Here is a 15302-nt window from a genome sequence, read left to right as displayed (position 1 = left end):
TCCTTGATGACCATGGACTTCGCGGTCATCTGCCCGCTCGTCCGGCCGGGTAGGCCTCGTATCCGGTTCTTGTCCATCGGGTCGCGGGTTTGCTCCACGCTTCCTTCAGATCCCGCCTCACGACGACGCCCTTGCGCTTCGCTAACCCTTCGCCGCCATCAGGCTGGGTAAAGGACTTACACCTCCAAGCTGTCGATCATGCTCGGCACACAGAAAAAAGGCACCGCAGACTGCGGTGCCTTCAATTTCCACGAAGGATTCCGAAAAGCTCACTCGTCGCGATAAACCTTTTCGCGCCGCTCGTGGCGCTCCTGCGCCTCGATCGACAGCGTTGCGATCGGACGTGCGTCGAGACGCTTGATGCCGATCGGCTCGCCCGTTTCCTCGCAGTAGCCGTAGGTGCCGTCTTCGATACGCTGCAATGCTGCATCGATCTTGGAAATCAGCTTTCTCTGACGGTCTCGAGCGCGAAGTTCGATCGCCCGGTCCGTTTCGGAAGAGGCTCGGTCCGCGAGGTCCGGATGGTTGGCGCTTTCTTCTGCCAGATGATCGAGTGTCTCGCGCGCTTCTCTAAGGATGTCGTTTCGCCAGGCAACAAGTTTGGCTCTGAAGTAAGCCCGCTGGTTTGCGTTCATGAATTCCTCGTCTTCCGAGGGAACGTAGCTGCTAAGATCGATCTTCTCACTCAACGCGATTCTCCTGAAGAACATCTCATATGGCGGGGTGTATATCCCAAGCGCTATCGCGGGTTCAAGCCAAATACGACACGTAAACAGATTTTTAAATCTGTAACATTTTTAAGCTAACGGTTTATTTTCGCATCACTATTAGCAATGCTGGTTTTTGCTTACCGTTCAAGAACGCGTGTTGAGCTTACTGTTTTGCGCCATCGCTATGCCGATGCGGTTGACGGCGGTGATCCGCGGACGCTACTGAAAAGGCTCCTTCGCTCGTGGAATCTTCTATGGCCGCAACCTTGCCTTCGCCCTCAAGAATTTATTTGTTGCGGCATGCAGAGGCCGCCTGGGCGCAACCGGGCGAACGGGATTTTGACCGGCCTTTGAATGAAAAGGGCTATGACGACGCGGAAATCGTGGCGGACCGCGCAGCCGACAAAGGCTACCGACCGGAGGTTTTGATAAGCTCCACTGCACGGCGCTGCCGCGAGACCACGCAAGCCGTGCATCGCGCTATGGGATTGTCGCTCGACATCCGCTATGTCGACCAACTTTACAACGCCACCCCGGAGGTCTATCTCGATATCATCGACAGCCAAACCGTCGGCTCCGTCATGCTTGTCGGTCACAACCCGACAACCGAGCAGACGCTTGAAGCGCTGATCGGTCACGATGCACTGCTCCGCGCAATCCCGGACGGCTTTCCCACGGCGGGACTTGCAGTCCTCGATTTCGACCATGCCTCCGCGGGCTGGAAGCTTATCGACTTCGTGCACGACTGATCTCTTTCGCGCCGCTTCTTTTTCGGAAAGCATCCACGTCCTATATGCTTGAGCACTGACAATCGGAAATCCGCCTTGCCGCCAAGCCTAACATCCCTTACCGGCGACGCGCGTATCGCGCTCGACAACCTCGCAGACCGCGCCTCGGGTCTCGTCAAACCGACCATCCGCCTCGGCGTCACCGGGCTTTCCCGCTCGGGTAAGACGGTCTTCATCTCGTCCCTCGTTCATAACCTTTTGCATGGCGGACGCCTGCCGCTTTTCGAGCCGGTCCAGTCCGGCCGGGTGTCAGGCGTGCGGCTGGAACATCAGCCGGATGACGCTGTTCCGCGCTTCCAGTACGAGGATCATATCCGGGCGCTGGTGAAAGACCGCATCTGGCCGGAGTCGACCCGCGCCATATCCGAACTTCGCATCACGCTGGATTATCAGAGCGCCAGTGCCTGGAACCGTCTGTTCTCGCCGGGACGTCTCTCGATCGATATCGTCGATTATCCCGGAGAGTGGCTCCTTGATCTACCGCTGTTGGCCAAGGATTACCGGACCTTCAGCGAGGAGACGCTGGCGCTCGCCCGCAGCGGCATCCGCGCGAAACTTTCCAGCGGCTGGATGATACTGACTGAAGCCACTGACGTGAAGGGACCCGCCGATGAGATGCAGGCGCGCGATCTCGCGACGGCTTTCACCGGTTACCTCAAAGCCTGCAAGGCAGACGATCGCTCGCTTTCGACATTGCCGCCCGGCCGCTTCCTGCTTCCGGGCGATCTTGAAGGTTCTCCCGCACTCACCTTCGCGCCACTCGCCTTGCCCTTTGAAGGCAAACCGCCCAAGGGTTCTCTCTGGGCGATGATGGAGCGCCGCTACGAGGCCTACAAATCCGTCGTCGTCAAACCTTTCTTCCGCGAACATTTTGCCCGGCTCGACCGCCAGATCGTCCTCGTCGACGCGCTGCAGGCAATGAACCGCGGCCCGGAGGCGATCCAGGATCTGGAACGTGCGTTGACGGATGTGCTTGCCTGTTTCCGTCCCGGTACGAACTCGCTTCTTTCGTCGCTCCTTCGCCGCCGCATCGACCGTGTTCTCGTGGCCGCTACGAAAGCCGATCATCTGCATCACGAAAGCCACGACCGCCTCGATGCGCTGACGCGCCGCCTCGTCGAGCGAGCCATCCACCGGATCGGCATGGCAGGCGCCGGCATCGACGTCATGGCACTTGCCTCGGTGCGCGCCACGCGGGAGGCGACCGTCAAGCGCGACGGCCACGATCTTCCGGTGATTGTCGGCACGCCGATCGATGGCGAAACGATTGCCGGCGAACACTTCGACGGCATGAAGAAGACGGCGGTCTTTCCGGGTGACCTTCCCGAAGACCCCGAAAGCCTGTTCGACGGCATTGAATCTGCAGGTGGTGATGTCCAATTGCCGGATGTGAACATTGTGCGCTTCCGGCCACCGCAGCTCGAGGAAACCGGCAGCGGCATTAAGCTTTCGATACCGCATATCCGGCTCGACCGGGCCATGCAGTTTCTGTTTGGAGACCGCCTCGCATGAGCAAACCCGCTTCTGGAGATTCGCACCGGCCGCGCCGCATACCGGCGGCCTTTGCCTATGAGGACGACCCGCGCGCCGGCGAGACGGACAGGAAGCCGGAGGCCCGCAAGCCGGCAAGCTTCGGCGGCGAAGTCGTCCTCACATCGGACGAGGACGACCCCTTCAACCCGCACAAGGATATCGCCTCCCTGCCGGTCGCAGTGCCGCGCAAGCGGCATGCCTCCTTTGCCAAGATCGCGCTAAGCGCATTCGGCGTGCTTTTTTCGCTCGCCTTCGGCCTGTGGACCGACAGCCTGATCCGCGACCTCTTTTCCCGCGCCGACTGGCTTGGTTACACGGCGCTGGCGGCGCTCGCGATCGGCATTCTCGCCGTCGTCGCCATCGTTATCCGCGAAACGGCGGGTATAATGCGCCTCGCGGCGGTGCAGACGATCAAGCTCGAGGCGGAGGCCGCCATACTGGAGACGAGGCCCGCCAGGGCACGCGCCCTGGTAAAGCACCTTTCACAGCTGCTTGCAGGAAAGCCTGAAACCGCCAAGGGCCGCGCAACCCTGAAAGCCTCCGAAGGCGACATCATCGACGCGCCGCATCTCGTCGCACTCGCAGAACGCGAATTGCTGGCGCCTCTGGACCGCCAGGCAAGAGCGCTGATCGTCAATTCCGCAAAGCGCGTTTCGATCGTCACCGCTGTCAGTCCGCGCGCGATCGTCGATCTTCTCTACGTGCTTTTCGAAGCCTCGCGCCTGATCCGCGCCATCGCCGAGCTTTATGGCGGCAGGCCGGGCACGCTCGGCATGATCCGCCTGATGCGGGACGTTCTGGCGCATCTCGCCGTCACCGGCTCGATCGCCGTCGGCGACAGCCTCGTGCAACAGGTCCTGGGCCACGGCCTTGCCTCCAAGCTTTCAGCCAGGTTCGGCGAAGGCATTATCAACGGGTTGATGACAGCCCGGATCGGCATAGCTGCAATGGATCTGTGCCGTCCGCTTGCGTTCCGCGCATTGAAGCGGCCGGGAATCGGCGACTTCATCAGCGATCTGGCGCCATCCGTAACGCCGCGCACCAGTGGCAAATGAACATTTGCGCAGCTAGGTGCCTTGCGTAACGGAAAGAATTACAAAACGCAGGAAATTCATGACACTGGCAATATGAATTGAATTCGCCGAGCCGCCCGAAATCCCTCGAATCCGTGCATTTAGACGCTCTAGAAACCAAGCATTAACCATTATTCGGCAAAACTCATGGCTGACAACGGGTGGTGTTTGCCAAGGAAAATCCATGTATTCGCGCAAAGTTCTCTTCATAGGCGGGCTCATCGCCGCGGCATTGTCTCCGGCGGCCGATATTGCCCCTGCTGCAACTGCCGCCACACGTGACAAGGCATTCTTTGAGTCTGTTGCCGGCAACTGGAGAGGTCCGGGCGAAATCGTGGCCGGCAAATACAAGGGCACGAAATTTAGCTGCAACCTCATCGGTTCTGCCGTGAGCGATGGCGGCGCCGGCATCAAGCTCGACGGCTCTTGCCGCGTTGGCGTGTTCAAACAGCCGATGTCCGCCCTCATCACCCAGTCGCGCGGCGGCTACAAGGGAAAATTCCTTGATGGCGCCGCCGGTAAGGGTCTCGATGTCGTCTCGGGCACCGTCACGCAGGACACCGTCGTCGTCGGCCTGAACCGCGCCAAGCTGAACGGCGCGATGATCGCCCGCGTTCGCGACGACAAGACGATGAATGTCACCGTCTCGGTGAAGGTCGAAGATCGCATGGTCCCGGTGATCGGCCTGACGCTGACCCGCCAGATCGATGAGATGACGGTCGGCTCCGTCGAGTAAGAGCTGCATGTTGGAAGGCATCCCAAGCGGCGGATTTTCCGCCGTTTTTCATGTCACGCGCTACGCCACCACTCGCGATTGGCGTCGGCGATCTCGATGCCTTGGATATCTGCTCGGGAAAGCCAATCCGCGACCGTCCGACCCTTAACGATGACGTCCGGCGCAAAATCTGCAAGCGGCATCAGAACGAAGCCTCGCTCGGTCATGCGCGGATGCGGCAGCTCCAGCCTCGGCGCCCCCTGTTCGATATCGTCGAAAGTCAAAAGATCGATGTCGAGCGTTCGCGGTCCCCAACGCTCGATGCGCTTGCGTTTCATGTCGCGCTCGATGCCGAGACAGACATCGAGCAGAGCCTCCGGTTCGAGCAAAGTATCGAGTGCTGCGCATGCATTAAAGAAGAAGGATTGGTCCGTCTTGCCCCAAGGCGGCGTGCGGTAGAGCCGCGAAACGGCGGTGACGCGGCAATCATCACGCCCGTCGAGCTTCCGCAGGGCGGCAGCCATCGATTTCACGGGATCGCCGAGATTGCCGCCGAGACCGAGCGTGGCGGGCCTGAAAGGATCAGCCGGCAACGTGTTCAATGCTCACCTGTACGAAATCGAGAACGCCGGGCACCGGCGCATTCGGCTTGCGCACCGTGATCTTGGCGCGCCTGATCTGATGAAACTTTTCGCACAGGCCCTTGGCTATATCGAGCGCCAGCACTTCGATCAAATTGCGGCGCTTGCCCGTGACGATGTCCTCGATCACTGTGAAGGCAATCCCGTAATTGACGGTATCGTCGATAGAGTCGCTTTCGAGTGCACCGGCCGCGACGACGTCGAGCTCGGCATCGACAAAGAACCGCTGGCCGAGGAACTCTTCTTCGTCGTGAACACCGTGACGCGCAAAGAAGGCGCAGTTCTGCAGCGTGATTGTATATTTCGTGCGCATCAGCCTTCTCTCCGCTCGTACTCCCGGCGCGCCGCCAGCATAGCATCCGCGACCGCCAGCGCATCCCTGTTGATTGCGACATTGTGCACCCGGAAAACCGCAGCACCCTGTAGCCTGAGCAGTGCGCTGCTTGCCGCAGTTGCAACATCGCGATCAGCCGCATTCCGTCCTGTGACCGCACCGACGAAGCGCTTTCGCGACGTTCCGGCCAGAAGCGGCAATCCGAAACGCTGCAATTCAGCAAATCGCGCCATCAGTTCCAGATTCTCGTCGGCATCCTTGGCAAAGCCGAATCCCGGATCGAGGACGATCCGCTCGCGCATGACGCCTGCTTGCGCGGCGATCTCCAGGGAGCGCACCAAGAAATGGTATTGGTCCGCAATCACGTCCGGAAGCTTCTCGCGTTCGCGGCCCGTATGCATGAGGCAGAGCCCGGCGCCCGTATCGCTCGAAACCTTCGCGATCTCCGCCTCCTTCTGCAATCCGAAGACATCGTTGATGATATGCGCGCCTGCCCCGACGGCCAGCCGCGCCGTCTCCGCCCGGTAGGTGTCGATCGAAATCAGCGCATCGCTTTTGCCGCGCAGAGCCTCGATCACCGGCAGCACGCGGGACTGCTCTTGCGCGGGGCTGATTTCGGTAGCACCCGGACGTGTCGACTCCCCGCCGATATCGATGATCGCGGCGCCCTCGCTGACAGATTGAAGGGCATGCTCGACGGCGGCGTCCACGCTTTCGTAGCGTCCGCCATCCGAAAAAGAATCCGGCGTCACGTTGATGATCGCCATGATTACGCCGCGCGGCCCGAGTTCTATTTCGCGGCCATGCGCGACGCGCCAGAAACTGCTTCGAAGCTGTAGCATCGGGGTTTATCCCATTGATAATAAAAAAAGCCGACGACCCTATATTGCGCTCGCGGTGGCTATGCCCCAAGCTCCGCCAAACTTCAACACGGGTAGCGTCAAGAATGCCTTCCGCATCGCGTTATATGCGTTTCGTCCTTGCTTTTTCCATGACGGTTGCCCTTTGCATTCCCGCCTCGGCTCAAGTCGTTGCGACCAAAAGCTACTCCTATTTCGATATCCGCGGAAAGAGCGCCGGCGAACTCGATGAGGAACTGAGCCGTCGCGGACCGACGGCGAGCGGCTCATCGGCGCGCCACCCCGGGGCCACGAAAATCCGCTTCGGCGGCGAGGCGACCTACGTGCAGAGCAACGGCCGCTGCCGCATCTCCAGTGCAAAGGTGACCGTTCACACGCAGATCATCCTGCCGCGCTGGCGAAACCGCAACGGCGCCAGCAAACAGCTGTCGACGATCTGGGATGCACTTTCGAGCGACATCAAACGGCATGAGGAGCGGCACGCGGAAATCGCCCGCACCCAAGCACGTGTCATGGAAAGACGGATCCTCGCGCTGCCCGCACAGCACAGCTGTGGAGCCATGCAGGAGCTCGTTACGGAAGCGTCTAATCGCGGGATAGAAGAACACGACAGGTTGCAGGCCCGTTTCGATCGCATCGAGGCGGTCAACTTTCAGAGCAGGATGATGCGCTTGCTCAACAAACGACTGGGTTCGTCCGGCCGATAAGCAGGTAATATCGTTAGCTGAGCAACGAAACCGATGCGGCCCTTTCCTCCTCCAAAGCCTGTTAATGACGAAAATTAGAGATATGCGACTCAACCCGCACGCGCTAATATGAACACATTCGGAAGTTCAGGTGGTTGACCTCACCTTCTGTTGCTGGGTTCTCCTGGCGCGTTCTAAGCCGCGGGCGGTCCTCCCTCGTCCGATGGTTATGCGCCCGCCTCGCCTCGCACGTCATCTGGCGCGCGAGGCTTTTTTTGCGCTGATCAGGCCTGCCGCTCGGGCACGTGGACGATAAGTCCGTCGAGCACCGCCTTCATTCTGATCTGGCAGGAAAGCCGCGAAGTCGGGCGCACATCGAAAGCGAAGTCGAGCATGTCTTCTTCCATCGCTTCGGGCGAACCGACGCGCTCGGCCCATTCCTCGTCGACATAAACATGACAGGTCGCACAGGCGCACGCGCCGCCGCACTCGGCCTCTATGCCAGGCACCGAGTTGCGCACGGCATTCTCCATCACGGTGGAGCCTTGATCGACATCCAGATCGAAGCGCGTGCCGTCGAAGGCAACGATAGTCAGTTTGGGCATGATGCTTTCCGGTATTACATGAAGAGGGAGGGTCGAAATTTTTCTTCCAACAAATCCGATGGCCAGTCAACATCGACCGCGTCTACGGCTTCATTCCATATTTAAAAGCGACGGGCTTTTCCATTTGCGTCATACCGCTGGCCACAAAAAGACCCGCTGTTCCGGAATGGAGCAGCGGGCCGAGTGGCTTAAGATGCTCGGCTCTAGCGGCTGAGCTTGAGAATGAAATTTTCGGCTTCGACGACGGCGGCTCCGACAGCGGCCATGCACGCTGCATTTGCGCAATTATTCTCGAACATGTCCGCCGCTTCGGACACCTGGAAAGCCCCAACCGCGCTCGCTGCCCCCTTCAGCCGATGGGCAGCAGCTTGCATCTTCTTTGCATCGCCCGACGAAATTTCCTGCAGGCAGGCGCGTGCCTGGCGCGCAAACATCTTAAGGACCTCGACTTCGAGTGCCTTGTCGCCCATCGTCTGCTTTGCCAGGTGCACAAGGTCGATTGGGCGTGACTTCGAGGGACAAGGCCCGTTTGAATTATCCGGCGCCTCGAACGCAATACTGACTGCTGCCATTGTGCCAATTCTCCCGTCTTTACCCCACAGGTGGATTCACACTGCGGTTGGAGAGTGGCGATCTCGTTAAATTCTGGCACATCGAAGCCGGAATTCTCCCGCTATGGTTAACAACCGCTTAACACCCCTAAATTGTTGGTTTTTCGACGTCCCTCCGTCGTTAAATTATGTTAACAACTGGTTAATGGACGGTGATTAGCAAGGCTTCATTAATTGTCTCGGAAGCCCGGATGTGTCACTACGATACTAGTAGAGTAGGTTTGTGGTACGCGCCTTTGCTGGCCAAGTGGATAGTGGTAATGTTTTGATACCGTCCGTTTGAAAAAGCGGCTATCTACTCTGAAATGACATGCTTATCCGTCCGACGGGCTCGGATGGGAAGGTCAGAGGCAAAGGTTGGAATCCGGATGCGGCACTGTCCGGGGATGCGGCTGAACCGGCTGAGATGTAACGAGGCGTAACCGAATGGCGAACAACAAGTATAGCGAGTCGATCGAGGACAAGGCGTTCAAAGCATTGGACGAAGCCCTCCAGATTGACTTCAGCCAGCAGAAGGCGCCGCCTCGCGGCGCTAAAACGCCTGACGCCCCGGAGGCCAATGTGTCCGATACGCCCTCTGCCCGCAGCAGCCAGCAGGACCAGGATGACAGCCAGCGCCGCCGCGGCCGCGGCTCCCGGGCAGAGCAGGTAGCCCGCACCCCAGCGCTGGCCGCGGCCAACGATGCCAATCGCATGACTGCGGCCTCCATTCTCAAATCGCTGGACGGCGGCTCGACGCGCTCGGCCGTGCGCAATGCCACGCTCTTCTCGCTGCTGTGGATCGTCGGCGGCGTTGGCCTGATGGCCCTGCTCTACTCGCCGCAGATTTGGCAGATCCGTTCCGTCACGGATCTCGTGGCACTCCCCGGCGTCATTGCCGGTGTCATCGGCATCATCGTGCCGGTGCTTCTGTTCTATGCCTTTGCAATCATGATCTCGCGCGCCCAGGACATGCGCAACGCCGCCCGCTCCATGGCGGAAGTGGCTCTGCGCCTCTCCGAGCCGGAAACAATCGCATCCGAACGCATCATGACGGTCGGCCAAGCCGTTCGCCGTGAAGTCTCCGCCATGAACGAAGGCATCGAGCGCACGATCGCGCGCGCCTCCGAGCTTGAAACCCTGGTTCACTCCGAAGTCAACGCGCTTGAGCGCAGCTATGCCGATAATGAACTGCGCGTGCGTGGTCTGGTTCATGAATTGGGCTCCGAGCGCGAAGCCATCGTCAATCACGCGGAGCGTATCCGCAGCTCGATCGTCGGCGTCCATGACCAGCTGAAGGAAGACCTTTCGCTCGCAACGGAAGAGATCGCGGTGCGCCTTGCAACGTCGGGCGAAGCCTTCGCATCGATGATCGACACCCGGGCTGCGACGCTGACGGAAAAATCGGAAACCGCGATCCAGTCGCTCGGCTCGCTCCTCGCAGCCAAGACCGACTCGCTGCTGCAGACGCTGACGTCCTCCGGTTTTGCGCTGGCGCACGAATTCGACACGCGCCTGGAATCACTCACCTCCAACCTCAATGATCGCGGTGAGCAGTTGCTCAGCCAGTTCGAAACGCGTGCCTCCACTATGGACAGCAGCGCCGAGAAGCTGAATGCGGCGTTGAACGACCGCGCCCGCCAACTGAACGAAATCCTGATTGCCCGCACCCGCGAAATAAACGAAAGTCTGACCGGCGGCGAACGCGAGATCACCGGCACGCTCGACGACGTGCTTGCCAAGCTCAACGCATCGCTCGACGATAAGAGCGCGAGCTTCCGTCAGAGCCTGCAGTCCAGCGCCGACGACGCCATCATGGACCTCGACCTGCGCTCCGGATTCTTCGACGAGCGCCTGCAGGCAACCGTCGCCCAGATGTCGACCGCCTTCGACGAGCGCGTGGCGGAATTCGCAAATGCCTTCGATAAGCGCGCCGGTTCGCTCGACACCAAGTTGATGGAAAGCCTCGCGCGCATCAACGAGACGCTGGCCGGTGGCTCGGAATCGATCGACGGCATCCTCAATTCCAGCATCGAGCGCCTTGGCGCCTCGATGACCGACCAGTCCTTTGCGCTGGCCACCGCGCTGAGCACCGGCCAGGAGGTTATCGAAAGCTCTCTCGGCAGCAAGGTCGACGAAATCTCGAATGCCCTTTTGGCCCGCACCAGCGAGATCACGTCTGCCCTTCAGTCTGCGAGCGGCGGGATTTCAGAGGCGCTCGCCGTGGGTGTTTCCGAGTTGCATGGCAGCCTTTCGGCCCGCACCAGCGAGATCACTTCTGCGTTGCAGTCTGCAAGCGGCGAGATTTCTGAGGTGCTCGCCTCGGGCGTTTCCGACCTGCATGGCAGCCTTTCCGGCCGCACCAGCGAACTCACCTTCGCGCTGCAGAGCGCAAAGGATGAAATTTCTGAGACTCTGGCGTCCGGCACCACCGATCTGCGGACGAACCTTTCGAGCCAAACCGGCAAGCTGACCTCCGCGTTGAAAAATGCTAAAAGCGAGCTCTCCGAGGCTCTCACATCCGGCACGTCAGAGCTGCAGGCGAATCTCTCGGGCCGCACCAGCGAATTGGCATCGGCCCTGCAGAACGCCACCGGCGAAATTTCGCTGGCACTGGCAACCGGCACCTCCGAACTCCACAACAATCTTGCGGCGCGTTCGACCGAATTCCGCGAGACCCTGCTGTCGACCACGTCCGACCTCACGGCTGCCGTCTCCGCCGGCACGGAGCAGATAACTTCGGCATTCGGCCGCGCCGACGAGCTCAACAACGTTATCTCCCAGCGCGCCGCTGCGATCACGCACGCCCTGGATTCTGCCCATGAACGCATCGACGGTGTCATGGCCGAACGCAGCAGCGCGCTCGTCAGCGCGCTCTCCAGCAACCACGATCGCCTCGCCGACGCCCTTGACGAAAAAACGATGGCGCTCGCCATATCGCTGGACGACAGCCAGAGCCGCTTCGACAGCGCACTTGAAGCCCGCACCAGCGCGCTCCTCGATACCGTTGCAGGTGCTGAGGCTCGGGTTGCCGGCGCCTTCACCGACAAGGCAGAGGGGATCCGCAGCGCTTATACTGACAACCAGGAGCGGCTCGAAAGGTCGCTCAGCGAGCACGTCGCGGTGCTTTCCTCGACACTCTCGAGCAGCAACAACCGTCTTGAGACGCTGACGGGCGAAGCAGCCGCACGGATGGAATCGCTTACCAGCGAAGCTGCCGCCCGCATCGACAGCGGCCTTGCATCGGCCCATGATCGCATCCGCGCAACGCTGGACGACCGCGCCAACTCCATCAGCCTTTCGCTCAGCGACGCGCATTCGCAGCTCAAAAATACGCTGTCCGACCAGGCGACGACCATCGGCGCCTCGGTCGCTGCAAGCGCCAGCATGCTCGAAATGTCGCTGGAAGATCATGAAGCCTCCATCCGTCAGACGATCGACAGCAGCGCCAGGTCGCTCGAAGAGCGCCTGCGTGAAGGCGCCGGCCAGATCGCCGGCCGCTTCCAGGATGCGGCAAGCGAAATCTCGCGTTCGGCCGAGACTTTTTCCATGCACCTCGATCAGTCGATAGACGGTATGACCGGCCGTTTCGCCGAAACCGGTTCGCGCGTCGAAGCAGGCCTTGCCGCTCTCGAAAACCGCATCCGCGACGGCGTCGGCGGAGTCGCAACGCAGGTGGATGCCGCAGGCAGCCGCCTTGCCGAAACACTCAACGACAGCATTTCGCAACTGCGCGAACTCGGCGACGATGCCGCCTTGCGCGTTACGACTGTCCTGGAAAGCACGAGCGATACGCTTACCGGCGCAATCGATGAGCGCACGGCAAGCCTTGCCGGCGCAATCGACGAACGCACAGCAAGTCTCGCAGCTGCTATTGGCGAGCGGGCTTTGGCTCTGACCGCCGCTGTCGATGAACGCGCTGCAAATCTAACGATGACGATCGACGATCGTGCCGCAAATCTCGCAACCTCCATCGACGACCGCACGGCAAACCTTGCACAGGCGATGCACCGCGGCAGCGAGCACATCGACGAACGCCTGTCCACCATGGACCGGGCGCTCACCCTTGGCCTCAACGCCGTCAACCAGACGATCGAAGGCAAGGCCGCCGGCCTCGCCTCGACGCTGCGCAGCGCCGTGGCCGATGCTGCCCAGGGCATGGATGCCGAAGCCGCACGCACGGCGGAACTGATGGCCCGCACTGGTCAGCAGTTTACAGAAGGTCTTGACCAGAAGAGCGGCGAGTTCGCGCGCGCCATGGATGAACGCTCCGAACAGATCGTCGGCCGGGTTTCCGAAGCGCAGAACCGTCTCGCAAGCCAGGCAGCCGCCGTCGCTCAGACCTTTTCCGAGGCGGGCAATGCGATCGTCAACAAGGTCGCAGAAGCCGAAACGCTGGTTAGCGGCCAGGTGAATGCCATTTCGCAGGTTCTCTCGGAGGCCCAGTCGTCGCTGGAGAGCCGCGGTGACGCAATCCGTTCGACGATCGCAAGCGCCAGCGAAGGCATCGCCACGACCATGTCGGACGTCGACAGGGCTCTTGAAGCCCGCAGCAGCGCGATCCGCTCCGGTCTGGAAGAGCGCGCACGCGAAATCGATGCGACCTTGAGCGACGTTGAAAAGGCGCTCGAAGCCCGCGGCCATACGATCCGCTCGACGCTCGACGAGCGCACCCGCGAGCTCAACTCCATGCTCGCCGGCCGTTCTTCCGAATTGTCGCGCCTGATCGACGAAACCGCGAATCCGATGATCGAACGCTACACGGAAGCTGGCAAGGAGGCTGCGGCCCGCATCGCCGCCGCCGCCGAGCAGAGCGCGGACCGCCTGCGCGCCGAAAACGCAGTCCTGGCGAATGCGATCGCGGCGCGCACCGAGAGCGCTTCCACGGCGGTCAATGCGATTGAAACGAGCCTGCTGGCCAACGTCAACGCCCTCATTGAGCGTCTGTCCGAAAATAGTGCGTCGATGGCAGGTATGATGAACCGTGCGGCGGAAGATCTTGCCAATGTCGATGGCCGCCTCGGCGAGACCACCTCGCGCTTCACGGACTCGGCGTCGAAGGCGGCAGAGATGGTTTCCGCCTCGACCCGTCTTCTCGAAGGCAAGGTCGACCGCCTCTCCGACATATCGGGCCAGACATTGGCGCAGGTCGGGGGCATCATCAGCCGCTTCGACGAGCACTCGAAAGTTCTAAGTCAGGCTTCAAACCTGCTCGCAGCTGCGCAGTCTAATCTTGTCTCGACACTGGAGGAACGCGAAGGCGCGCTGCAAACCCTCTCCGTCGGCCTCGTCCAACGTTCAGAAGAGATCGAAAAGACCATGCGCGCCCTCTCCAGCATGGTCGAGAATGCGTTCGAGCGTGCCGAGCAGCGCTCCAACCAGGTCACCGGCAATCTGCGCCAGGGCGTGCAATCCTCCTTCGCCGACATCGGCCGCGTTCTTTCGGACGCGGAAAAGCGCGCCGAGGAAGCCGCCGAGGCGATGCGCAGCTCAATCGTCAAGGCTGGCGAAGAAGCAAACGCAACGATCGAGGGTACCTTCGACAATGCCGAACGCCGCTCGAACGACTTGGTGAACCGCCTACGCGGCGGGCTGACCGCGTCGCTTTCGGATGTCGAGCGGATGCTGGGCGAGGCGGGCCGCGCATCGGACGGTGCTGCCCAGCAGCTCCGGGAAGCGCTTCGCGAAGCCGTCGAGGAAGCGGTTGCACGTTTCTCCGGCGCCACCGACGAAATCCGCCGTTCTGCCGGCGATATCCGCAAAGAACTCGACATGACGCGCAGCGAATTGAAGCGCGGTGCATTCGACCTTCCAGAAGAAGCCAAGGAAAGTGCGGCCGCAATGCGCCGCGCCGTTGCCGAGCAGATCAAGGCGCTGCAGGATATTTCGCAGATCGTCAGCCGTTCCACGCAGCAGCTTGAAATCTCCGAGCCGGTCGCCCGCGCCGCCGCACAGGCCCAGCCCGTTCCGCGCCCGGCGCCGGCGGTCCAGCAGCCTGGTCCGACGCCCGCCCGTCCGGCCGTCGTCGAAGACGGCTTTGCGCTCCGCGGCACGATCGCTCCGCCGGTATCGCCTGCCCCGCAGCGCGCCGCGCCTGTACCGGCCACGCCTGCCCGTCAGGAAACCGGCGGCTGGATCAGCGACCTGCTGCGCGGCGCCTCGCGCGATGAAGCCGCCGAGGACGCGCCGACTGCACGCCCGGCAGCCCCGGCAGCCCCGGCCGCCCAGCCCGCGCCGGCACAGCGCAGCGCCGATAATCGCAATCCGCGCCACGTCGTGGAATCGCTGAATTCGCTCTCGGTCGATATCGCCCGTGCGATCGACCACGACGCCTCGGTCGATCTGTGGCGCCGTTATCAGCGCGGTGAACGCGACGTCTTCACCCGCCGCCTCTACACGCTGAAGGGCCAGCAGACATTCGACGAGATCAAGCGCAAATACGATCGCGAACCGGAATTCCGCACCGCCGTCGACCGCTACATTGCCGATTTCGAGAAATTACTTGGCGACGTCGCCCGCACGGATCGCGACCGCACGATTACGCAATCGTACCTGACGTCGGACACCGGCAAGGTCTACACGATGCTTGCCCACGCCGCAGGCCGGCTGAGCTAGTAGCTAACGGAAGCAAAGCACGGTGATGGTGGAGAGACTTGTAAAATTTGCCGCGGCCGTGATGACAAGCAGCATTGCGGGGGCAGGAATTGCCCGAACGCTACACTGAGCTTTCGCCGAACCGAAGGCCGACTGGGCGGCCCAGAAAAACC

Annotated in this window: 12 protein-coding genes; 6 read left to right on the top strand and 6 right to left on the bottom strand. The window is 61.2% G+C overall.

Going from position 1 to position 15302, the window contains the following annotated elements:
* Positions 1-269: 269 nt before the first annotated feature.
* On the bottom strand, positions 270-689 hold the full coding sequence (dksA, locus tag EV130_RS15745) for an RNA polymerase-binding protein DksA (RefSeq protein WP_028739636.1): 420 nt from the start codon (positions 687-689) through the stop codon (positions 270-272).
* Positions 690-964: 275 nt separating this feature from the next.
* Between dksA and EV130_RS15740 the strand changes: the two genes are divergently transcribed.
* The 4 genes from EV130_RS15740 to EV130_RS15725 all read left to right on the top strand — a co-directional run bounded on the left by EV130_RS15740 (position 965) and on the right by EV130_RS15725 (position 4840).
* Positions 965-1459 carry a SixA phosphatase family protein gene (locus EV130_RS15740; RefSeq protein WP_074061417.1) on the top strand — a complete coding sequence of 165 codons (495 nt, stop codon included), beginning with the start codon at positions 965-967 and terminating at the stop codon, positions 1457-1459.
* A gap of 75 nt (positions 1460-1534) precedes the next feature.
* Positions 1535-3010 (top strand): YcjX family GTP-binding protein, encoded by a 1476-nt coding sequence (locus EV130_RS15735; RefSeq protein ID WP_132660772.1) that lies wholly within the window; start codon positions 1535-1537, stop codon positions 3008-3010.
* Entirely contained in the window at positions 3007-4086 is a 1080-nt protein-coding gene (locus EV130_RS15730) for a YcjF family protein (protein WP_074061419.1), read from the top strand. Before EV130_RS15735 ends, EV130_RS15730 begins: the two co-directional genes overlap by 4 nt.
* 202 nt (positions 4087-4288) lie before the next feature.
* On the top strand, positions 4289-4840 hold the full coding sequence (locus EV130_RS15725) for a hypothetical protein (RefSeq protein ID WP_074061420.1): 552 nt from the start codon (positions 4289-4291) through the stop codon (positions 4838-4840).
* Positions 4841-4893: 53 nt separating this feature from the next.
* Here the strand turns inward: EV130_RS15725 and folK are convergent, their stop codons facing one another.
* The 3 genes from folK to folP are packed head-to-tail and all read right to left on the bottom strand — an operon-like array spanning position 4894 to position 6636.
* Positions 4894-5421 carry a 2-amino-4-hydroxy-6-hydroxymethyldihydropteridine diphosphokinase gene (folK, locus tag EV130_RS15720; protein WP_074061421.1) on the bottom strand — a complete coding sequence of 176 codons (528 nt, stop codon included), beginning with the start codon at positions 5419-5421 and terminating at the stop codon, positions 4894-4896.
* On the bottom strand, positions 5402-5773 hold the full coding sequence (gene folB / locus EV130_RS15715) for a dihydroneopterin aldolase (RefSeq protein WP_132660770.1): 372 nt from the start codon (positions 5771-5773) through the stop codon (positions 5402-5404). Before folB ends, folK begins: the two co-directional genes overlap by 20 nt.
* Positions 5773-6636, bottom strand: a complete 864-nt coding sequence (gene folP, locus EV130_RS15710; protein WP_132660768.1) for a dihydropteroate synthase — start codon at positions 6634-6636, stop codon at positions 5773-5775. The genes folB and folP overlap by 1 nt, the downstream gene beginning before the upstream one ends.
* Positions 6637-6740: 104 nt before the next feature.
* Between folP and EV130_RS15705 the strand changes: the two genes are divergently transcribed.
* Positions 6741-7361: a DUF922 domain-containing Zn-dependent protease gene (locus tag EV130_RS15705; RefSeq protein WP_132660766.1), complete on the top strand. Its 621-nt coding sequence runs from the start codon at positions 6741-6743 to the stop codon at positions 7359-7361.
* A 263-nt stretch (positions 7362-7624) separates the two neighbouring features.
* On the opposite strand, the gene EV130_RS15700 is transcribed toward EV130_RS15705, so the two are convergent.
* Both EV130_RS15700 and EV130_RS15695 read right to left on the bottom strand, forming a co-directional pair.
* Positions 7625-7945, bottom strand: a complete 321-nt coding sequence (locus EV130_RS15700) for a 2Fe-2S iron-sulfur cluster-binding protein (RefSeq protein ID WP_132660764.1) — start codon at positions 7943-7945, stop codon at positions 7625-7627.
* A gap of 203 nt (positions 7946-8148) precedes the next feature.
* Entirely contained in the window at positions 8149-8517 is a 369-nt protein-coding gene (locus EV130_RS15695; RefSeq protein ID WP_074061426.1) for an Hpt domain-containing protein, read from the bottom strand.
* 465 nt (positions 8518-8982) lie between these two features.
* Between EV130_RS15695 and EV130_RS15690 the strand changes: the two genes are divergently transcribed.
* Complete coding sequence (locus tag EV130_RS15690) at positions 8983-15150, top strand: apolipoprotein A-IV repeat region-like domain-containing protein (RefSeq protein WP_132660762.1); 6168 nt, start codon at positions 8983-8985, stop codon at positions 15148-15150.
* Positions 15151-15302 lie beyond the last annotated feature (152 nt).

This window comes from Rhizobium azibense, assembly GCF_004342325.1.
GTDB lineage: Bacteria > Pseudomonadota > Alphaproteobacteria > Rhizobiales > Rhizobiaceae > Rhizobium > Rhizobium etli_B.
Note: the sequence above shows the minus strand (reverse complement) of the source record. Positions and strands in the feature narration are given on the sequence as shown.

Bases quoted from the DNA above. Each gene is read 5' to 3' on its own strand.
- EV130_RS15700 (WP_132660764.1), bottom strand. From the start codon at position 7,945: ATGCCCAAACTGACTATCGTTGCCTTCGACGGCACGCGCTTCGATCTG.
- EV130_RS15730 (WP_074061419.1), top strand. From the start codon at position 3,007: ATGAGCAAACCCGCTTCTGGAGATTCGCACCGGCCGCGCCGCATACCG.
- folP (WP_132660768.1), bottom strand. From the start codon at position 6,636: ATGCTACAGCTTCGAAGCAGTTTCTGGCGCGTCGCGCATGGCCGCGAA.
- EV130_RS15705 (WP_132660766.1), top strand. From the start codon at position 6,741: ATGCCTTCCGCATCGCGTTATATGCGTTTCGTCCTTGCTTTTTCCATG.
- EV130_RS15690 (WP_132660762.1), top strand. From the start codon at position 8,983: ATGGCGAACAACAAGTATAGCGAGTCGATCGAGGACAAGGCGTTCAAA.
- EV130_RS15740 (WP_074061417.1), top strand. From the start codon at position 965: ATGGCCGCAACCTTGCCTTCGCCCTCAAGAATTTATTTGTTGCGGCAT.
- EV130_RS15725 (WP_074061420.1), top strand. From the start codon at position 4,289: ATGTATTCGCGCAAAGTTCTCTTCATAGGCGGGCTCATCGCCGCGGCA.
- folB (WP_132660770.1), bottom strand. From the start codon at position 5,773: ATGCGCACGAAATATACAATCACGCTGCAGAACTGCGCCTTCTTTGCG.
- EV130_RS15695 (WP_074061426.1), bottom strand. From the start codon at position 8,517: ATGGCAGCAGTCAGTATTGCGTTCGAGGCGCCGGATAATTCAAACGGG.